Origin of the sequence: Flavobacterium sp., assembly GCF_044369455.1 — a bacterium.
Classification (GTDB): Bacteria; Bacteroidota; Bacteroidia; order Flavobacteriales; family Flavobacteriaceae; genus Flavobacterium.
In genome coordinates, this window is sequence record NZ_JBIPLW010000021.1 from 1 (window position 1) to 21,446 (window position 21,446).

The 21,446-nt window shown below is 35.5% G+C and carries 17 protein-coding genes and 3 tRNA genes; 12 read left to right on the plus strand and 8 right to left on the minus strand.

Annotated elements, in window-relative coordinates; all coding sequences use genetic code 11:
* Positions 1-157: 157 nt before the first annotated feature.
* From ACIQ2L_RS13060 to ACIQ2L_RS13070, 3 genes are all read right to left on the minus strand, one after another.
* Positions 158-231 (minus strand) — tRNA-Arg (locus ACIQ2L_RS13060).
* A 34-nt stretch (positions 232-265) separates the two neighbouring features.
* A tRNA-Pro gene (locus tag ACIQ2L_RS13065) sits at positions 266-340 on the minus strand.
* Between the two features lie 11 nt (positions 341-351).
* A tRNA-Ser gene (locus tag ACIQ2L_RS13070) sits at positions 352-438 on the minus strand.
* A 288-nt stretch (positions 439-726) separates the two neighbouring features.
* Here ACIQ2L_RS13070 and ACIQ2L_RS13075 point away from each other — a divergent pair.
* Positions 727-1,911, plus strand: coding sequence for an acetyl-CoA C-acyltransferase (locus ACIQ2L_RS13075; RefSeq protein ID WP_396159530.1), 1,185 nt, complete (start codon positions 727-729; stop codon positions 1,909-1,911).
* 72 nt (positions 1,912-1,983) lie between these two features.
* Positions 1,984-2,745 (plus strand): NlpC/P60 family protein, encoded by a 762-nt coding sequence (locus ACIQ2L_RS13080; RefSeq protein WP_396159532.1) that lies wholly within the window; start codon positions 1,984-1,986, stop codon positions 2,743-2,745.
* Between the two features lie 6 nt (positions 2,746-2,751).
* On the opposite strand, the gene ACIQ2L_RS13085 is transcribed toward ACIQ2L_RS13080, so the two are convergent.
* Positions 2,752-3,873: a cysteine desulfurase family protein gene (locus ACIQ2L_RS13085; RefSeq protein WP_396159534.1), complete on the minus strand. Its 1,122-nt coding sequence runs from the start codon at positions 3,871-3,873 to the stop codon at positions 2,752-2,754.
* 95 nt (positions 3,874-3,968) lie between these two features.
* Between ACIQ2L_RS13085 and ACIQ2L_RS13090 the strand changes: the two genes are divergently transcribed.
* From ACIQ2L_RS13090 to ACIQ2L_RS13100, 3 genes are all read left to right on the plus strand, one after another.
* Positions 3,969-4,934 (plus strand): hypothetical protein, encoded by a 966-nt coding sequence (locus ACIQ2L_RS13090; RefSeq protein WP_396159536.1) that lies wholly within the window; start codon positions 3,969-3,971, stop codon positions 4,932-4,934.
* A gap of 12 nt (positions 4,935-4,946) precedes the next feature.
* Entirely contained in the window at positions 4,947-6,539 is a 1,593-nt protein-coding gene (gene bshC / locus ACIQ2L_RS13095) for a bacillithiol biosynthesis cysteine-adding enzyme BshC (protein WP_396159565.1), read from the plus strand.
* Positions 6,540-6,604: 65 nt separating this feature from the next.
* The gene (locus ACIQ2L_RS13100) at positions 6,605-7,024 is read left to right on the plus strand and encodes a nucleoside-diphosphate kinase (protein ID WP_396159538.1); all 420 of its coding nucleotides are present in this window, start codon (positions 6,605-6,607) and stop codon (positions 7,022-7,024) included.
* A 65-nt stretch (positions 7,025-7,089) separates the two neighbouring features.
* Here the strand turns inward: ACIQ2L_RS13100 and ACIQ2L_RS13105 are convergent, their stop codons facing one another.
* On the minus strand, positions 7,090-7,734 hold the full coding sequence (locus ACIQ2L_RS13105; RefSeq protein ID WP_396159541.1) for a hypothetical protein: 645 nt from the start codon (positions 7,732-7,734) through the stop codon (positions 7,090-7,092).
* A gap of 615 nt (positions 7,735-8,349) precedes the next feature.
* On the opposite strand from ACIQ2L_RS13105, the gene ACIQ2L_RS13110 reads away from it, so the two are divergent.
* The 5 genes from ACIQ2L_RS13110 (at position 8,350) to ACIQ2L_RS13130 (ending at position 14,571) form a co-directional block, all read left to right on the plus strand.
* Positions 8,350-8,706: a hypothetical protein gene (locus tag ACIQ2L_RS13110; protein WP_396159544.1), complete on the plus strand. Its 357-nt coding sequence runs from the start codon at positions 8,350-8,352 to the stop codon at positions 8,704-8,706.
* Between the two features lie 129 nt (positions 8,707-8,835).
* Complete coding sequence (locus ACIQ2L_RS13115; RefSeq protein WP_396159546.1) at positions 8,836-9,465, plus strand: hypothetical protein; 630 nt, start codon at positions 8,836-8,838, stop codon at positions 9,463-9,465.
* Between the two features lie 246 nt (positions 9,466-9,711).
* Positions 9,712-11,427, plus strand: coding sequence for an amidohydrolase (locus ACIQ2L_RS13120; RefSeq protein WP_396159548.1), 1,716 nt, complete (start codon positions 9,712-9,714; stop codon positions 11,425-11,427).
* Positions 11,428-11,445: 18 nt separating this feature from the next.
* A complete protein-coding gene (locus ACIQ2L_RS13125; protein ID WP_396159551.1) occupies positions 11,446-13,305 on the plus strand; it encodes an amidohydrolase in 1,860 nt (619 codons plus the stop codon).
* A gap of 57 nt (positions 13,306-13,362) precedes the next feature.
* Positions 13,363-14,571, plus strand: coding sequence for a hypothetical protein (locus ACIQ2L_RS13130; protein WP_396159553.1), 1,209 nt, complete (start codon positions 13,363-13,365; stop codon positions 14,569-14,571).
* Between the two features lie 299 nt (positions 14,572-14,870).
* Here ACIQ2L_RS13130 and ACIQ2L_RS13135 read toward each other — a convergent pair whose 3' ends face one another.
* The gene (locus ACIQ2L_RS13135; RefSeq protein ID WP_396159555.1) at positions 14,871-17,531 is read right to left on the minus strand and encodes a valine--tRNA ligase; all 2,661 of its coding nucleotides are present in this window, start codon (positions 17,529-17,531) and stop codon (positions 14,871-14,873) included.
* A 310-nt stretch (positions 17,532-17,841) separates the two neighbouring features.
* On the opposite strand from ACIQ2L_RS13135, the gene ACIQ2L_RS13140 reads away from it, so the two are divergent.
* A complete protein-coding gene (locus tag ACIQ2L_RS13140) occupies positions 17,842-18,276 on the plus strand; it encodes a DUF1573 domain-containing protein (RefSeq protein WP_396159557.1) in 435 nt (144 codons plus the stop codon).
* A 38-nt stretch (positions 18,277-18,314) separates the two neighbouring features.
* Here ACIQ2L_RS13140 and ACIQ2L_RS13145 read toward each other — a convergent pair whose 3' ends face one another.
* Positions 18,315-19,643, minus strand: coding sequence for a PDZ domain-containing protein (locus ACIQ2L_RS13145; RefSeq protein WP_396159559.1), 1,329 nt, complete (start codon positions 19,641-19,643; stop codon positions 18,315-18,317).
* 154 nt (positions 19,644-19,797) lie between these two features.
* On the opposite strand from ACIQ2L_RS13145, the gene ACIQ2L_RS13150 reads away from it, so the two are divergent.
* A complete protein-coding gene (locus tag ACIQ2L_RS13150; protein ID WP_396159561.1) occupies positions 19,798-20,994 on the plus strand; it encodes a pyridoxal phosphate-dependent aminotransferase in 1,197 nt (398 codons plus the stop codon).
* 226 nt (positions 20,995-21,220) lie between these two features.
* Here ACIQ2L_RS13150 and ACIQ2L_RS13155 read toward each other — a convergent pair.
* The coding region (locus ACIQ2L_RS13155) for a T9SS type B sorting domain-containing protein (protein ID WP_396159563.1) at positions 21,221-21,446 on the minus strand (226 nt) is incomplete at its 5' end.

Below are 21,446 nucleotides of genomic sequence, written 5' to 3' on the forward strand. Positions count from 1 at the left end.
CCGCTTTGAGAATTAAAAACTCCAATAAAATGCTCAAACGAGTTTATACGCCAAGGATTGGCTTCGCCCTTCCTTCAAAGCTCCGCTTTGAGAATTAAAAACTCCAATAAAATGCTCAAACGAGTTTGGACATTTTATTGGAGTTTTCATTCATTCGTGATCCCAGAAGGATTCGAACCTTCGACCTACTGCTTAGAAGGCAGTTGCTCTATCCAGCTGAGCTATGGAACCATAAATAGTTTTTGCAAAAAAAGCTATTAAAAAGTCGGGGTGGCAGGATTCGAACCTGCGGCCTCCTGCTCCCAAAGCAGGCGCGATAACCGGGCTACGCTACACCCCGAAGACAAAAAGCGGAGAGTAAGGGATTCGAACCCTTGGTACAGTTTCCCATACGCATGTTTAGCAAACATGTCCTTTCGGCCACTCAGGCAACTCTCCAAATTCAATATATAAAATAAGAACTTTTTCTCTTTAAGCGGTTGCAAATGTAATTTATCATTCTATAATTTACAACTATTTCATTTCTTTTTTTAGCGAATAAAATTAATATTCCTAAAACAAGTTCACTCTCAATAAAGTAACTCCTAATGCAATTTTTTGTTTTTAATGATTTGATAATAATTCTGCTTTGAATTCCATAATTTATAATAAAAGTTTAGTTTTGCAATACAAATGCGAAAGACACAATCAGTGTAGCGTATAGCGGAAATAAACAATCCATTTATTATGAATAAAAAAGTAGTTATCGTTTCAGCAGTTAGAACGCCAATTGGAAGTTTTATGGGTTCCTTATCTACTGTTTCTGCTGCCCAATTAGGTGCAGCAGCGATCAAGGGGGCTTTAGATAAAATCAATTTAGAGCCAAGTTTAGTAGACGAAGTCATGATGGGCAATGTAGTCCAAGCTGGAGTTGGACAAGCCCCAGCAAGACAAGCAGCTCGTTTTGCCGGTTTACCCGACACTATTCCGTGTACTACAGTTAACAAAGTATGTGCTTCAGGTATGAAAGCGGTAATGCAAGGTGCTCAAGCCATTATGCTAGGTGATGCTGATATTGTTGTTGCAGGCGGAATGGAAAATATGAGTTTAATTCCACATTATGTACATTTGAGAAACGGTGTGAAGTTTGGCCCAACTACAATGGTTGATGGAATGCAAAAAGATGGACTGACAGACGCATACGATAATAACGCTATGGGCGTTTGTGCCGACTTGTGTGCAACTGAATATAAAATATCAAGAGAAGAGCAAGATGCTTTCGCAATTCAATCGTACGAGCGTTCTGCAAAAGCTTGGGAATCTGGAAAATTCAATAATGAAATTGTACCTGTTGAAATTCCACAACGTCGTGGAGAACCCATTATTTTCTCAAAAGACGAAGAATATACCAATGTAAAATTAGATAAAATTCCAGCTTTAAATGCTGTTTTTTCCAAAGATGGAACAGTTACGGCGGCCAATGCTTCAACAATTAATGATGGAGCTGCAGCTTTGATTTTAATGAGTGAAGAGAAAGCAAAATCATTAGGGTTAAAACCATTGGCTTACATTAAATCTTATGCCGATGCGGAACAAGAACCAAAATGGTTTACTACATCTCCAGCAAAAGCATTACCAAAAGCACTGGACAAGGCTGGAATATCTGTATCAGATGTTGATTTTTTCGAATTTAACGAAGCCTTTGCAGTGGTTGGTTTGGCTAATGCTAAAATCCTTGGTCTTGATCATGACAAAGTAAATGTAAATGGTGGAGCAGTTTCTTTAGGACATCCGCTAGGATGTTCAGGAGCTAGAATCATTGTTACCTTAATCAATGTATTAGAACAGAACAATGCTAAAATTGGAGCTGCCGCTATTTGTAATGGAGGTGGTGGTGCTTCGGCTATTGTTATCGAAAGAAAATTAATTTAAGAATTGGGAATTAGGATTTGTTTCCTATATTTAGATTCCTTAATCCAAAATCCATAATCCAAAATCACATTGATGTTTGCCATTTGTAATCTTGCTATAATTCCATTACGTGCTGAACCTAGCGATCGAAGCGAAATCGTTTCGCAGATCTTGTTTGGGGAGCATTTTGAAATTATTGAAACTCAAAATCAATGGTCAAAAATTAAGTTATATTTTGATGATTATGAGGGTTGGGTTGATTCTAAGCAATATCAAATCATTTCAGAAAAAAGTTTCAAAGAATTATCAAAAGACGCCATAATCTTAAACTCCGATTTGGTGGAATATGTCTCTAACCCATCCAATATTTTATTGCCAATTCCGTTAGGAGCATCAGTGTCATTTTTACATCATAGCGAAATTAATATTGAAAATTTTGAATTTGAAGGTTTGAGAGTCAGTGGTCTTAAGCCAAAATCTGACTTGATAACAACTTCATTTCTTTATTTGAATGCACCCTATCTTTGGGGCGGAAAAACACCTTTTGGAATTGATTGTTCTGGATTTACCCAAATGGTTTATAAACTTAACGGTTATAAATTACTTCGAGATGCCTCTCAACAATCAACGCAAGGAGAAGTATTAAGTTTTATTGAAGAAAGTGAACCAGGCGATTTGGCTTTCTTTGACAACGAAGAAGGAAAGATAATCCACGTCGGGATTATTATGGAAAACAACTACATCATTCATGCCAGTGGGAAAGTAAGGATTGACCGATTAGACCATCTTGGAATTTATAATGCAGAGCAAAATAGACATACGCACCGATTGCGTGTTATTAAGAAGATTATATAAAATAATCTAGATGTTTTTCAAAGTTTCCACAAAATAATTGATTTCTTCTTTGGTATTATAATGACTAAAAGAAATACGTAGACTTGGCTTTTTTAAATCCTCATCTGGTAGCATTTGAGCCAAAACATGCGAAGGCTTTATACTTCCGCTTTGACAAGCACTACCTCTTGAAACAGCTATTCCTTTCATATCCAAATTAAATAATATCATGGCAGTCTTTTCTGGCGAAAAAGGCAGTAAAATATTTAGAATATTATAAAACGTATCTTTTCCGTTAACCTTCACTTCAGAAAAAGCAGATTGCAATTGCTTCAAACAATACGCTTTTAAATCAGAAATATAGTTTCGCTCCTCAGCTAAATGATCATATGAAAGTGCTAATGCTTTCGCCATGCCAGCAATTTGATGCACTGCTTCTGTTCCGGCACGCCATCCTTTTTCCTGTTCACCGCCAAAAATCATGGGTTGAAGCACTAAATTTTTTCGAACAAATGCAAATCCAATTCCCTTTGGACCATGAAATTTATGTGCGCTTGCCACCACAAAATCAATAGGTAATTGCTGCAAATCTAATTCTGTTTTTCCTATTGATTGTACGGTATCACAATGAAACAAGGCCTTTGCTTGATGACACATCGCCCCAATCCTATTGATATCATTGATTAGACCGGTTTCGTTATTGACATGCATCAGTGATACGATGGTTTTAACTTCTGCCGAAAGCAATGACACTAATCTTTCATAATCTAAAGCGCCATCGGCATCAACAGTGAGGTATTCTGTCTGAATTCCAAATTCTGATTGCAAAGCCAAAATAGAATATAAAGTGGCATGATGTTCTACTTTGGAAGTTATGATTCGTTTCACACCAAAATCTTTAACAGCACTTCTTAAAATCCAATTCGTTGCTTCGGTAGCAGTTGATATAAATACAATTTCCTGTGCATTGCAATGCAAATAGTTGGCAATTGTTTTTCTAGCTGTTTCGATAATTGCTTTTGAACTTCTCCCAATGCCATGCGTTGAAGATGGATTTCCATATTCAGATTGCATAACCCCAACCATTTCATCAATAACTTCTTGACGGATTGGTGTTGTAGCGGCATTGTCTAGATATATATTTTGCATGGTGCAAATATAAAAAGGAGGTTCTTAATTAAATGATAAAAGGCAAAATTAATAGTATAAAAAACTTATTTTTGCTAAAAACTTATTCAATTCCAATGAAAAGAATTATCAGTATACTCTCATTATTACTATTCTTAACGGCATGTGATGATGGAAATTTAACGGTTGATGTCATCGACTTTTCGGAAGTTACTGCTCAAAAATGCAGTACAAAAGATGTGATATACAAAATTAAAGACCGTGAAATGCTGCTGCTTGAAATTCCAGCTTCTACTTTTGTTGAAAATCAAACTCTTGATGGCGAGCCAATAGAATTGGTTATAAACGCAACAAATAAAGTGACCTATAGAAAATATAATGGTACCGTTTCTGTTAATAATATATGCCCAACAATTCCAGATGCAACTCCGAATGTAACGGAACAATGGATTGCTAGTGATGGAATAATTCAAATTACTGCAACGGCAATTAAAACAACTGACGCCATTACCAATGCTACAGAAATTACGGGTTATAAATATTATATAGTGCTTAAAAATGTGACCTTTCAAAAACCTAGTGGTCCTCAGTCGTATGAAACTTTTATTTTTGGAAACTATAGCACCTCATTCAGTCCATTAGCATTCGATTTTGATGACCAAGTTGCTAAAAGCACTTGTAGTGTTAGTGATAATCGAATCTTCAATTTTAATGGCAGTGAAGTTTTTTTCTTAGATGTTGGCTCTAATTATGCAACATTATTTGCCAATGCCGTAACCACAACACCGAGGACAGCTATAATTAATGCGACAAATAAATTAACCTATAGATTGTACAACACTGCAATTACTAATGCGTTTTTTTGTACAACACCAAGTCCAACGACACCAATACTTTCACAAGAATGGAATGCGGTAACGGGTGTTGAAGCTGTTAGTGGAATTATCGAAGTAAGTACTACTACTTTAGGTAATGGTTTTCAACACATTATTCATTTTAAAAAAGTAACATTAAATAAGGAGAATAGTGAGTTTACCCTTGGCGATGACTATATTTTTGGAAACTTTGTAACAAATCCGTAATTAGTTTCTATGATGCCAACTGACTGTATAAGCTATCAAAAATCGGGATATTTTACTAAATTAATTGTCGATTATTTAGATGAAAAGCCTGAACTAAAATCGCTTTACAATCGATTCCCTAAACTCGAAAATTTTAAAAGTCAGATTGAAGAAAAAGCATTAAATTATCCTCTGGAAAACAGGAAAATATTAGTAAATGCAATTCAAAATCAATACAAAGGATTTATAATTACTGAAGATACTGCAAAGAATATTTCACTTTTATCCGATTCAAAAACGTTTACGATTACCACCGGGCATCAACTTAATTTATTTACAGGACCATTATATTTTTTATACAAAATAGTTTCCACCATAAACCTTTGTGCTACTTTAAAAAAAGAATATCCCAATCATAATTTTGTTCCCATTTATTGGATGGCAACCGAAGATCATGATTTTGAAGAAATTAATTTTTTCAATTTTAAAAAGGTGAAAATCAAATGGAATGCAGAAAGTAACGGACCAGTTGGTAGACTTTCAACAAAAGGATTAGACAAGGTTTTAAAAACATTTGACTTAGAACTAGGTATTGGTCAAAACGCAAATTATTTAAAAGAACTTTTCGAGAACAGTTATTTAAAATTTGATACTCTAGCAGATGCTACGCGCTTTCTGGCGAATGAATTATTTGGTTCGAAAGGATTAGTGATTCTAGATAGTGATGACACTTCTTTAAAACAGTTATTCGTTCCATTTGCGAGAGAAGAATTATCAAATCGCACCTCATTTCAAAAGGTTTCTGAAGTTAATGCTATCCTGGTTAATGATTATGAAATTCAGGTTAACCCTAGAGAAATTAATCTGTTTTACATAGAAGATACCCTCCGAGAACGCATTGTGTTTGAAGATGATTTGTTCAAAATAAATAAAACTACTCTAGCCTTTTCTGAAAAAGAAATTTTAGAATTATTAGAAAAAAATCCTGAAAAATTTAGCCCAAATGTAATCCTACGTCCTTTGTACGAGGAAGTAATTTTACCTAATTTATGTTATATTGGTGGAGCAGGCGAAATTGCTTATTGGTTGCAATTAAAATCAAATTTTGATGCAAACAACATTACATTTCCAATACTACTTGTTCGAAACTCCGTAGTATTAGCATCAGAAAAGCAAGCTCAAAAAGCAGACCGATTACAACTTTCGTGGGCTGATTTGTTTAGCAATCAACAAAAACTTTTCAATAATAAAACCAAAGAATTCTCTCAATTCAAAATCGACTTTTCAGAGCAAAAAGAGCATCTAAAACAACAGTTTGAGAAGTTAATTACTATTGCAAATCAAACCGACAAATCGTTTATCGGCGCAGTAAATGCTCAACAAACCAAACAAATAAAAGGCTTAGAAAATTTAGAAAAACGTTTACTTAAAGCCGAAAAAAAAATGCATGCAGACGAACTCGAACGAATTATCCAACTGCAAAACGAGTTATTCCCAAATCAAGGGTTGCAAGAACGAATAGCCAATTTTGCTGAGTTTTATGCAGATTATGGAAATGAATTTATCCAAAAATTGATTTCAGAATTAAAACCTTTGGAACCAAACTTTACTATTATTACTTTATAGCATACAACGCTTTAAAATTCTATTTAAAAGTATTACTTTTGCACCAAAATTAAAATAAAACAAAAATGGCAACGAATAGAACATTCACAATGATTAAACCTGATGGTGTTGAAAACGGACACATCGGTGGAATTTTAAATATGATTACTGAAGGTGGTTTCAGAATTGTAGCAATGAAATTAACGCAACTAACGGTAGCTGATGCAAAAGCATTTTATGCTGTACACGCAGAACGACCTTTCTACGGAGAATTAGTAGAATTTATGACTCGTGGACCAATCGTAGCAGCCATCTTGGAGAAAGATAATGCTGTTGAAGATTTCAGAACGTTAATCGGTGCAACAAATCCAGCGCAAGCTGCAGAAGGAACTATCCGCAAAAAATATGCTATTTCAGTTGGTGAAAATGCAGTTCACGGTTCAGATTCTGATGAGAATGCTGCAATTGAAAGTGCTTTCCATTTTGCAGGAAGAGAGCAGTTTTAATAACTTATATTTAAAAAATCCCGTCTTGATTCTTTAAACATGACGGGATTTTTTTGTGCTTTTTTTTACAAACTTTTTGTTTCAAATATTTTCATCATCTCATTGCCTTTAACAGTTTCACCAACACCTAATAAAGATTGGGCGTATCGATAATAATAGACTGCTCCCAAATCTGTTTTATTTTCAAATAACTCGCTATACCATTTAGCTGCCAGTATTAAGTTGCCATCAAAAAAATGTCTATCCGCAACTTTAGTGAGCATATCAACCGATCTGTAACCTTTATCCATAACTCTTTCATAAGTGCCCACAACATCAATAGTAACAAAAGGCCTTGCTCTTTTTTTAGGAGCAATAACATCAGAATCGACTAATTGTGATATAATAAAGGAACTTTTAAATAATTGCTTAGGTTTTTTATCGCAATCAATCCTTAGCGCATTCAATTTAGTCCTTACTTTAGCATACTTAGGTGTTATTTTTCTGGAATTATTTTCTCCTAAATCTTTCCTTTCAATATAATCTAAGCTGGGCACATTATAGGTCGTTATTCGACTTCCGAAATTCATGTTTATTCTTTCTTCAACATGATAGGAAACAACTACAAGTTGTTGATTATTAGAAATAAAATTTTGATTATTTTGTTGAGAAAAACAATAAAAAAATGAAACATTAGCAATCGCAACAAAAAAAGGGGCACACTTTTTCATATTTACGCAATTAAGATGGTTAAGAAATAGATTTATAGATTAAGGTATTTCAAAGTTATTAAAAGTGACCGTTCATGCTACTCTTTATGGATAAACGTCATTAAAAATCGATTAAAAACCTATTTTATTTATAAATGAAACCGAAAAGAGCCACTTATTAGCATTTTTAATATTAAAAACAGATTTAATTTTAGAATGTTTTGACTTGTTTTTTTTTTTATTGATTAATTATAGTGATATAATTTATAACAAATTTGCGGTTATTAATACCTTTGTAATCATTTATAATAAAATAAATAAAAGAACCCGTTGGGTGAAATTATTAAAAACGTCAGTCCGATTAGCTCGGATTTGCAATCCGTGCAAGAATTTAAAAGCTCCGCTTACGCTCCCAACTTTCAGTCAACAACCAACAACCCAACAAAAAGTTAAAATAAAACCAACAAATATAAAATCTTTTAACTTTGATACTAACTAGTTGCTCGATGGCTCTCGACTATTAGCAATAAAAAAGAAGCAAATTGCTCCTAGTTTCAGTAAGGAATTAGTGCGGGTCTTTTGTTAATAAAAAAAATCAAAACCAAAAAAAAATAACTAATAACTAAACATCATAAAATGAAAAAACTGATTATACTACTCTGTGCTGTATTCTTCACCCAATATGACCTGTCCGCTCAAGCTGAATTTGAATTGAATCCTTCCCAAAGTATGTCTATAACTGGAAAAGGACCAGGACAAGATGCAACAAAAAACCCTTACGACGGACAAAATTGCTTTGCGATGGTTGAAAATATTGGTAAAAGGGAATTTTCTATTCGAACACAACAAAATGGAAAAATTATAGAGATTATACCCATTAAAAACGGCGAAACCAAAAAAGTAAAACTGCTTGTAGGATATGAATTGTATTTAGACACCAATTCAAAAGGAAAAGCTAATGCTAAAGTAGCATTTGAAAAGATGACCGAATAACCCAACTCCACAAACTCTCAATACATTTTTTATCAAATCCCAATCATTTGTTTCAATGGGATTTTTTTATTTATTTTGTATGAATTATATGTCTATTACTATTTTAATTTAAAAATCAACAAATTTCTTATGAAAAAATTATTGCTTACCACATCGTTACTTTTAATTACTGTTGTATGTTTAGCTCAAAACACAAAAGAAGCAAAAGAAAGTAAATTAGAGTTTGTAGCCACTGCAAAACTGGGATGGGCTAAAATAAATCAATCTGGTTTTGTGTCTTTAAATGCCAATAGTAATGCTGGCGATTTATTATTATCCTATAAATTGGGTAAAAATTGGGGGTTATCCTCAGGGGTTAGTTTAATGGAACTTAATACTAACCTAACGCTAAATGGAGCCACGGCAAGTCTACAAAATTCTTACCTGCAAATTCCACTAAAAATAGGAGGCGATTATGTTATGTTTAACATGGATCAATCAAATTCAAAAGTATTTTTTAATGTTGGTGCTGGATTCTATGCTAGCACATTGCTAAAATCAGAACTAGAAACCCTTACTGGTAATAGTACTACAAAAAACTTAGGTTGGAATTATGGTATAGTTTTTAATACCGGGGTAAAATTTTTAATTTCAGATAAAACGAGTATCGGAATTGGATTTGAAGGTCAGGGTGACTTGAGTAAAATGAAAAAAGACGGTGTAGAACGAAAAGTTGAACAGCTTAATTCGATCTATTTCAGCTTTGGGTTTAAGTTTTAGTAGCTACTATTGAATAGTCCTGAAGATTAAAAATCCTGTTTAATGATAAGCAGGATTTTTTGTTTATTGAAAAAAAACATAAATCATTTATTGCAAAAAAAAAAATCTTAACTTCGTTTTTCAGTAATCGAAAAAGAAGCATTTTAAATGTCGCCTTATGTTGACGATAAACCATCTTCAAAATCATAAATAAACTATTTTAAAACTTATTAGATTGGAAAGTAAAATATAAAAAACAAAACAATCATGAAACAAATCAATCTCTTCGTAATTTTTATTTCCTTTTTAGGAATAGTTGGTTGCAAAAAACAAGAAGTTACCAATCCCGCAGATGCTATTTATTTTGGCGGGGATATCATTACCATGGAAGGCAATGAGGCACAGTATGCCGAAGCTGTTGCCATAAAAGAGGGCAAAATTGTTTTTGTAGGAAGCAAATCGGAAGCAGAAAAAATGAGGGGTGACAAAACGGTTATGAACGACCTGCAAGGCAAAACATTATTACCGGGTTTTATTGACTGCCATAGCCACTTATTGACGATTGCCGATGGTACGATGCAGGCCAACCTCAGTCCTGCACCGGTAGGTACTGTAGCTTCCATACCCGACATTGTTACTGCCCTAAAAGCATTGAAAACAAAACAAAAATTCAGTGATACCAGCTTATTGATTGGCTGGGGATATGACCAGGATTTTTTAACTGAAAAAAGACATCCCACTGCAGCCGAATTGGATGCTGCTTTTCCGACCAATCCCGTGGTATTAATTCATACATCGGGCCATATGCTAGTGGCCAATACTCTTGCTTTTAAACTAGCTGGTGTTTCAGCAGCAACAAAAGATCCTTCTGGCGGTACGTTTATTCGCAAAAAAGGAAGTAACGATTTGGAAGGCCTGGTACAGGAAATGGCCATGGTGTCTTTTATGCCCTTAACCAAAACGGTATTATCAGATGAACAGGAATTTAAAAAAATAAAAGCGGCGCAGGAATATTATGCCAGTTGTGGGGTCACTACTGCGGCAGAACATTTAGTAACACCAGAAAAAATGCCTTTACTAGCAAAAGCTGCTGCTGCCAAACTGCTGTTTATCGATTTGGAAGCAGCCCCATCTTTTCAAATGGCGAAAGAGTTATTGGGAACGGGAAAAATTAAATGGGGTGTTTATAATAATCATTTGAAATATTGTGGGCTGAAAATTGCTACTGATGGCTCACCACAAGGGAAAACCGCCTTTCTTACAAAATCCTATTTAACGCCTGTACCGGGATGTAGTCACGACTGTAAAGGTTTTCCAAATCTGACACAAGAACAAATCAATGAACTGATGTTAGGTTGCTACTCCAATAAAGTGCAACTATATTCGCATTGCAATGGCGATGCCTCTATTGATATGATGATAAAAGGTCATGAGAATGCCCTGCGAAAACTGAATGACAGTACTGCAGATCGACGCACTGTGATTATTCACTCCCAAATTATGCGGCCCGACCAACTCGATAGTTATAAGAAATACAAAATGTTGCCAAGCTTTTTTACCAACCATACTTTCTATTGGGGCGACGTGCATATTGCCAATTTGGGTATGGAAAGAGCGAGTTTTCTTAGCCCCATGAAATCAGCCATGGACATGGATATCATTGCAACCAACCATACCGATGCCAGTGTAACCCCGATGGATCAATTGTTTTTATTGTGGACTTCGGTAAACCGAATTTCCCGTAATGGGGTTGTAGTGGGCGGAACGCAACGCATTGATGCCTATCGTGGGTTGAAAGCACTTACCATCAATGGTGCTTATCAGTATTTCGAAGAAAATACTAAAGGCAGTTTGAAGGCGGGTAAACTGGCCGACATTGTAATATTGGATAAAAATCCTTTGAAAGTAGCTCCCATAGAAATTAAGGATGTAAAAGTGGTGGAGACCATTAAAGAAGGTAAATCAATTTATAAAAAACAATAACAACTAAAAAGTCATAAAATGAAAAAATCAATTATCGCATGCTTTTTACTAGTTTTAGTTAGTTGCAAAAAACAAGAAGTTACCAACTCCGCAGATGCTATTTATTTTGGAGGGGATATCATTACCATGGAAGGCAATGAGGCAAAGTATGCCGAAGCTGTTGCCGTCAAAGAGGGCAAGATTGTTTTTGTAGGTAGCAAATCGGAAGCAGAAAAAATGAAGGGTGATAATACGGTTATGAACGACCTGCAAGGCAAAACATTGCTCCCTGGTTTTATAGATGCCCATGGACATATGGTTTATTACGGGAAAAACCTAATGGATCAATCCTTGACTGGTGTGAAAGATATTCCGGAAATTATTAAGCGCATGCAATCGCATATTGCTCAGGTTGCTGGAGATGGATGGATAGTGGGTATGGGGTATGCTCCGCTAAAAATGAAAGAGTTACGACATCCAACTGCAGATGAATTAGATCAAATCTCCATGGATAGACCCGTACTTATTGTTCATGCTTCGGGGCATGGCGGTTCTATGAACCATGCGCTGATGAAACTTTTACATATAGACGAGAAAACAGTTGATCCTGCCGGTGGAGAATACATTAGAGAAAAAGGCAGTAAAAAGCCCTTAGGTCCCATGGAAGAAACTGCCCTTATTGATGTAAGAAACCAACGTCCCGCATTTACAGGAGAAGCTGCTGATAAAGTAATTAAAGGAGCGAGTGAGTTTTGGGTTAGTAATGGACAAACCACCGCTATGGAATGCGGATTGGGATTAGGGGCAGACGATATTTCTATTGTTGAAAATGCCATAGAAAAGAAAATATTGCCTATAGATTTGGTGGTTTTTTCTAAAGAATCTGCAACGGATGATGTCGTTAATGCTGCGTATGGAGTTAGCGAATCCTATTCACCTAAGTCAACTAAAAATGCAACCAAATTACTTAGCAAGCGTGTTGACTTAGATAAGCGATATATAAATCGAGTAAGATTGGGGGGAATAAAATTATGGTTAGATGGAAATCCGGTTATGGCCTGGATGTCTGAAGCATATGCCACTCCTCCGCCCGGAAGAGAGCCCGGCTTTAAAGGATATGGACAGATTCCGGATTCACTAATTTTTTCGTTTTTTGACAAGTATTGGAAAACCAATATGCAAATCAATATGCATGTGATGGGTGATGAGGCAATTGAGCAGGCGTTGAGGGCTATTGAAGCTGCCATTAAAAAACATGGCATGAGCGACCATAGGCCGGTTTTTGTTCATTGTGGTTACGCAAGGCCCGATCAAATTGCCCGAATGAAAGCAGTGGGTGCAATCCCGTCTTTCTTATCTTTTGGCTTATATGGACAGGGAGATGAGATAGAAATAATATGGGGAACAAAACGTGCCTCCAATGGGATGGCAGCACAGTCTATGCTAAAAGCCGGCGTTCCTTTCACGCTTTCTCATGATGCGCCAATTACTCCTCCTATGATAATGCCCCTGATATCGGCAGCCGTGAATAGAGTAACCAGTTCCGGAAAAGTGTTAGGCGCCGATCAGCGAATTTCTCCCTATCAGGCACTGCAAGCAGTTACATCAGCCGCTGCTTATCAAATTAAGGAAGAAAAAAGCAAAGGAACCCTTCAAGCCGGTAAATTGGCTGATTTTGTTATTCTAGATAATAATCCCCTCAAAGTAACTCCTGCAAAAATTACAGATATTAATGTGGTTCAAACCATCAAAGAAGGAAAGTCTATTTTTAAGCTAAGTTCCCCTAGGGCTTATACCCCGGTTAGCATGAGCGATCATCACCACGAAACCGGCCAACAAAAGCCATTAAGTAAAAGCCAACAAAAAATAGTAGCTAGATTAGTACAAAGTGCTCAATAAAAGTTTTGATTATATTTTTGAAAATTAAAAAAATCAATCATACATGCTAACTTTGTTATGAAAAAAAATATAATTATTTATTTCCTCTTGGTCGCTTGGTTCAAACACGGATTTTCACAAACTCCTAAGCCCATTTTCAGCTTAGCAGATAGCTCGATAAATGTTTATTTTGGGGCAAACTTAAAAACAACGATGCTGCTTACCAATCGTAGACCAGCCCCCAGTACAGGAACGGCCTATTTGCTTTTACCAAAAGATGCCACAGGGGTAGAGGGAACCTTTGATATCAATGCCCGAGCCAGTACCATTTATCTGGCTGCCGACGGACCTCAAATGGGTTCATTTAAGTTGGGTACAAAAATGGTTTTTTATGTTATTCGCGATTTGTCAGATCCTGCTTATGGCTTGTTACCCGCTATGATGTATGTGGATATGAAGAATGATCAGTGGAGGTTTGCAGTGGGCCAACAGGTAGATGTTTTTTCCGAGCGAATACCTAATATGATTGATGGGTATTTTGCCCTCGCCTCTTCGGGGTGTGTAGGCAATAGCTCAAGAGGACAGCTTCGGGCCACCCGATTTATTGAAACGGGAAAAAACAGTAAACTCTCTATTACACTCGCCGCTTCTCAGCCAGTTTCAACTTACTTTTCTAAAGACCTCCGAAACAATTCCGAAAACAATGGCGTTCCTAATTTAGAGTGGGCTGTTAAGTATGAAACCAAAAAAGATGATAATGCCTGGGTACCCTTCAATGCATTTGAATTAGCTATTTCGGGTATAACAGGTAGTTATAGAGTATTTAAAAATGAAACCATTGGGGGAGTAATAGTAAATACCCGTATTAATAAACCTCAGGTAAATGGGATATGCGGCGAGTATGCTCTTCGTTTAGGAAAGCGATTCGGAATTCAGGGAGAAGTATATGCCGGTCAAGCCCTTGGCAACTATTTGGGAACTATACTGCAAACTACTAAAGGAGATAACGACAATGAAATCCGTAGTAAGGGATTTTGGACAGAGGCCACCTATTTTTGGCAAAAAAATCTGCAAAGCCGTTTCGGATATGGACAGGATGAATGTAATAAGCAAGATTTAATGGGAGCTGGCGTTTGGAAAAACAGCACCTATTTTGGTAATGTTATTTGGGAGGTTAATAAAACGGTATCAACCGGAATTGAGCTAACCCATAAGTCTACTCAATACTTAGGGCTAAACGATAATCAAGGGGTGACGTTTATGTGGATGTATCAGTATTCGTTTTAATATTGAAATAGAAAACTATTGACCCCAAAAGATATTCAGATTATAGAAACCAGTAAAGAGGGTAAATGAATTTATAAAGAAACAATAAACAAATATTCAGAAAACTCCTGTTTGTCAAAAGTGGCGGTTCATTGCTAACTTAGACTTATTTATTATTAGAAAACCACCTTCGCGTTGCTCGAAATCATCGACAGTCAATTAATAAACCGAAAGCAAAGTGTTGTCTACCAAAATTATTAAAGAATAAAAAAAGGCATTTCAATTGAAGTGCCTTTTATACTAGTATCAAGAGTTTCTCATTATTGCAAACTAGCCAAACTCTGCTCAATAGTAGCAATTGTTGCTAGAGCATCGGCTTCTTTTTTTCGTTCGTTTGCTATCACTTGTGGTGGCGCGCCAGCTACAAACTTCTCGTTGGATAATTTCCCTTGCGCACTTCGCAAGAAACCTTGTGTATAGTTCAACTCTTCGGTTAGCTTGGCAATTTCGGCAGCAATATCAATTTTGCCAGAAACCGGAATAAAATATTCGTTAGCGTTTACTCTATAGGTCAATGCGTCATCAATTTTATCACTAATATATTCTAATGAAGTGATGTTGCCCAGTTTCATTATTACACAATCAAAATATGTACTCATTTTTTCGTTATTCACCACTTTCAAATCTATCGGCTCTTTCATCGGAATGTTTTTGTCTTTACGGATGGTTCTCACACCAGCTATTACTTCGGTAGCAAAATCGAAATCAGCAATTAATTTGGCGATAAAGGAAGTTACTTTTGGATACTCTGCTATAATCAATGCTTGCTCTGGAGTACGTTCAATAATATGTTGCCAAATTTCTTCGGTTAAAAATGGCATAAACGGATGCAACAGTTTCAAATTGGCTTCAAGCATTTCTATCGCTTTGTTGAAAGTAGCACGGTCAATAGGTTGCTGGTAACCTGGTTTAATTATTTCCAAGAACCACGAACAGAAATCATCCCAAACCAATTTGTAAATACTCATCAACGCATCAGACAAACGGTATTTCTCAAAATGGTCTTCTATCTCTACTAAGGTTTGTTGCAATTTAGCTTCATACCATGCAATAGCGACTTTGGAGCTTTCGGGTTGTGGAATATCAGCCACTTCCCAACCTTTTATAAGTCGGAAAGCGTTCCATATTTTATTGGCAAACGCTTTACCGTTATTACACAATTCTTCGTCAAACATGATGTCATTTCCAGCAGAAGCACTCAAAAGCAACCCTACTCTAACGCCATCAGCACCGAATTTTTTAATCAGTTCTAACGGTTCTGGCGAATTTCCTAACGATTTTGACATTTTACGACGTTGCTTGTCGCGAACCAATCCAGTTAGATACACATTGCTAAACGGTTTTTGACCCGTGTATTCATAACCTGCAATAATCATACGAGCTACCCAAAAGAATAAAATATCGGGTCCAGTAACCAAATCATTCGTTGGATAATAGTATTTAAAATCTTCGTTTTCAGGATCAGTGATACCACCAAAAACAGCCATTGGCCATAACCAGGAGGAAAACCAAGTATCGAGCGCGTCTTCGTCTTGTTTTAAGTTACGGGTTTCGAGTTGCGGGTTTTGAGTTTTTATCCTTGCAAACTCAAGTGCAGTTTCTATGTTTTCAGCTACTACGAAATCTTCCTTACCGTCGCCATAGAAATAGGCCGGAATTTGTTGTCCCCACCACAATTGGCGTGAAATATTCCAGTCGCGGATATTTTCCAACCAATGACGATAGGTATTGTCAAAACGGGATGGATATAGCTTGATTTCTTTGGTTTCTAATACCGCTTTAATGGCTGGCTTTACCAAATCTTCCATCTTCAAAAACCATTGGTCAGATAAGCGAGGTTCAATCACAGCTTTGGTTCTTTCGGAAGTGCCTATTTTGTTGATATGATTTTCGGTTTTGGATAAAGCACCTATATTTTCAAGCTCTTTCGCGATTTCTTCTCTTACCACAAAACGATCTTTGCCTTGATAATGTAGGCCAAAACTATTCAGTGTAGCATCATCATTAAAGATATCGATGATTTCAAGCTGGTGTTTTTCTCCTAAAGCTTTATCGTTAATATCGTGCGCTGGAGTAACTTTCAAACATCCTGTCCCGAATTCCATATCGACATACTCATCAAAGATGATGGGAATAAATCGGTTGCAAATAGGAACAATGGCTTGTTTGCCTCTCAAATGCTGATAGCGTTCATCATCAGGATGGATACAAATAGCAGTATCGCCCAAAATGGTTTCCGGACGCGTAGTGGCAATGGTTAGCCTCTGCCCAACCCTCTCCAAAGGAGAGGGAGTTTGACTATCTTTATCAACAATTTGATATTGAATGAAATACAATTTGCCTTGACGTTCTTCGTAAATTACTTCTTCGTCGGACAAAGTTGTCTTGGCTTCTGGATCCCAATTGACCATGCGATACCCACGATAGATATAGCCTTTTTGATACAAGTCAACAAAAGATTTGATTACCGAAACATTCATATCGGGGTCCATTGTAAATTTGGTTCTCTCCCAATCGCAAGAACATCCTAATTGCTTTAATTGCTCTAATATTGTTCCGCCATATTTATCGGTCCAGGCATACGCATGAACTAGAAATTCCTCACGAGTTAAATCATTTTTGTTAATGCCTTCGCTTTTCAACTTTGCTACGACCTTTGCTTCGGTAGCAATAGAGGCGTGATCGGTTCCCGGAACCCAACAGGCATTGAACCCTTTTAACCGTGCCCGTCGAATTAACACATCTTGAATAGTGTTATTCAACATATGTCCCATGTGAAGTACACCGGTTACGTTTGGCGGTGGAATAGTGATGGTATAAGGCGTTCTATGGTCGGGTTTGGAATGAAAATAGTTGTTTTTCATCCAGTAATCGTACCATTTTTTTTCTACTTCGGAGGCGTTGAATTGGGCGGGAATCATATGATTTTTGATTTCAGATTTTAGATATTAGATATATGATATTTGATATTTGATATTTGATATTTGATGTTAGATATTAGATTTTTGAAATTGTTATTACTATTGCAATTGATTTTTGAAATTGTAATTGCTATTGCTATTTAATTTGCTTTTGCTATTGATTTTGCAATTGAATTTTCTATTGGCATTACTTTTGTAAACTTAAGTGCAAAAGTAATTAATAAAGACTTTAGAAAAAATTAAGAATTAAATTTTTGTGTTTTAATTTAAAGGAAGTATTTTTACTCAACCAAATATTAAATTTTGACCTATGAAAAAAGTTCTACTCATTACGGCAATCCTTATAAATGCTTCGGTTTTCGCCCAAATTGGACCGAAAATTGAGTTTAAGGATAAAGACAATACTATTGATTATGGAAAGGTCAATAAAGAGGATGACAATGGTTTGCGTTCTTTTGAGTTCACCAATACGGGTGATGCACCTTTGATTATTAGCAATGTGCAATCTACCTGCGGTTGTACGGTTCCCTCTAAACCAACCGAGCCTATTTTACCGGGCAAAACCGGAAAGATTGATGTAAAATATAATATGAATCCTGGACCAATCAGAAAAACGATTACTGTTGAGACGAATGCTGTCAATGCCGAAGAGGGTCGAGTTGTTCTGAAGATTAAAGGAGAAGTTATTGAAAAACCAGTAGTAAATTTGCTGGAAAAAAAATCAACTAGTCCGATGATGCAATAGAAAAAATCCCGTCTTGTTTCAAAACCAGACGGGTTTTTTTATATTATTTTTTTGAGTTGGAAATTGCAAGTATACGTTTTGTTCTTTCGTTCAACTTCTATCTCAATTGTTTTTCCTTCTTCTGATTTGAGTAATTCATTTATTTTTTCGATGGTATAGCCATACACGGAATTATTATTGATTTTTAGTAGTTTATCGCCAACTTTTATTCCTACTTTTTCAGCTTCGGAACCAGTTCGGACACTAGCAATATTGAAAATGGGTTTAAGTGTGAAACGAATTTTTAAACTGTTCTCTAAATTTTTACTACTATTATCCGTATAAATTTTTATTTTATCATTTTGATTTTCTTCAATTGTTTCTTTTACCCATTCAAGGCCAGCATGTTCCACTTCTATTCCACTCATATTAAATTGAAATGGTTTCTTTAGTCTACTATTTGGTTTCGTATAAATGACATTATTCAAGTAATCAAAAACTATTGAAAATCTTGAGATAATTTCACTGCCAACAGAGCCAACCCTATTAGGAACAAAGTTTACATTTTTAATTGAAGTTGAATCTGGAAACGTAACTAATGTTGAATCAAAAATTTTGTTGCCAAATTCAAAACTGGTAATTCGTCCTCTTCTACCAAAGACACTCCCACTAAAACCTTTCCCTAAATAATCTTGAATGGTTTTTTGAGGCAATTTTATTTTATCCGTATTATTTGTAAAAACCCATACACCATCACTATTTCCGGTGTCTATTAATAATTTGGAGGAAACGGTTTCGTTATTAGATTTTATGTTTGCTACACAATAGGGTTTATTACCTTCTATAGTAATAGAATCCATAATAAACTTTTTATTTAGTCGATTTCTAATTTTTTTATGATTATGGTCGTAAACAATTATTTTCTTCCGATCATAATCAATTTCAACAATATTTTTACTAAAAAAATTATACCCTATAATTCCATTTACAGGTATTCCAACATGAGAAGAAAAATTAAACTCTTGGTCTAGAATAATATAAATTTCATGGTTGTAATCAACATAATCTTTTATTTCAACTTTATTTTTAGATGATTTATAAGAGTCAATTGCCTCTTTGCTACCCAATCCTCTTAGTTTTAATTTTTCCAATTCAAATAACATAACTTCCTCTTTATCGTCTAAACTAAAAAGTATGGTTTGTTCAACGCCAGTATCTAGCAAAAAAATCAATTCTACCCCATTTACAATTACAGGAATAAAAATTAAGTTATTGATAAATTTAAAGGGAATAACAACTTTCGTTCTTTTATTCTCTATTTGAAAGTCTGATTGACTATATCCATAAAATGAAAATAATAATAAAAAGAAAAGTAAATTAAATCGCATTTTAATTGATTTTTAATAAAAATAAAAAATAATTTTCTGTCATTACTATTTTTAACAAATTATATCGATTCAAATGAATGGTAATCCGATGAAAAAATCGCAAATTTGCACCCAAGAGTCAGTAAACTGAACTAGTAATTCAAATAATAAATTTATGCCGAAAATTTCATTAAAAGGACAAAAAATGCCCGAATCACCAATCAGAAAATTGGTTCCCTATGCCGAAATTGCAAAAAAGAAAGGCAATAAAGTATATCATTTAAATATCGGTCAACCTGATATAAAAACCCCGGAAGTAGCATTAAATGCAGTAAAAAATGCGGATATAAAAGTGTTAGAGTATAGCCATTCTGCTGGATTTGAAAGCTATAGAACAAAATTATCTGCGTATTACAAATCACATGGTTTACCCATTGATATTGCCGATATCATCATCACTACAGGTGGTTCAGAAGCCTTGCTTTTTGGAATGGGAAGTACCATGGATGTTGGTGACGAAATTATTATTCCAGAACCTTTTTATGCCAATTATAATGGGTTCTCGACGGCTTCTGGAGTAACAGTTGTTCCCGTAATTTCTACTATTGATGAAGGTTTTGCTTTACCTCCAATAGCTGCTTTTGAAAAATTAATTACTTCAAAAACAAAAGCTATTTTGATCTGTAATCCCGGAAATCCAACGGGTTATTTATATTCACATGAAGAAATAATGCAATTGGCTGAAATGGTTAAAAAACATGATTTATTCTTAATTGCTGATGAAGTGTATAGAGAGTTTATTTATGATAAAAACGATACCCATTTTTCGGTAATGAATGTACCTGGTTTAGAAGAAAATGCCATAATGATTGACTCAGTTTCTAAAAGATACAGTATGTGTGGAGCCCGAATAGGTTGTATTGTTTCTAAAAATAAAGATGTTATGGCAACTGCTATGAAGTTTGCACAGGCAAGATTGAGTCCGCCAACCTATGCTCAAATTGCCAGTGAAGCAGCGTTGGAAACACCTCAAAGCTATTTTGATGCGGTTATCGACGAGTACAAAGAACGAAGAGATACGCTAATTGCGGAATTACAAAAAATTGAAGGCGTTAAGGTAGCCACTCCAAAAGGTGCCTTTTATTGCATCGCTAAATTACCCGTAAAAAATGCTGACGATTTTGCACAATGGCTTTTAGAAACCTATGACAACAACAAAGAAACGGTTATGGTCGCTCCTGCTGCAGGCTTTTATTCGACTCCAAATGTTGGTTTAGATGAAGTAAGAATTGCTTACGTCTTGAAAAAAGAGGATTTAATTCGTTCTGTTGCTATTTTGAAAGATGCTTTAGCCGTTTATAATAAAAAATAATTTAGAATTATACAGCTAAAATCCTGTCTCGTTTTAAAACAAGGCGGGATTTTTAATTTCAGGAGCGGACGACCCTGCCAATTCTCACTACTGCTCCCGCTGTCCAAACTACCTGCCTTTGGCAGGGTAGTTGTTCCCATCGGGGCTAAATTCACGTTTGCCTTTTCTATCATAAAAAAAGTCCCGATTTTACTCGAGACTTTTATATTTTTTTTTAAAGTTTAACTTATCGTTTCAAAGCAAAGTGCGCTTTAAATTGTTTCGCACTGCTAGTCGATGGTTCTACATAATCCACCGTAAACCAATAATCATCCGATGGCATCAGATAGCCATTATACGTTCCATCCCAACCATTTCCTCTAGCACTGATTTGCTTTAGTAGTTTTCCATAACGATCAAAAATGTAGATTCGTGCTCCCGGTTGGTCTTGTAATCCAACAATATTCCACGTA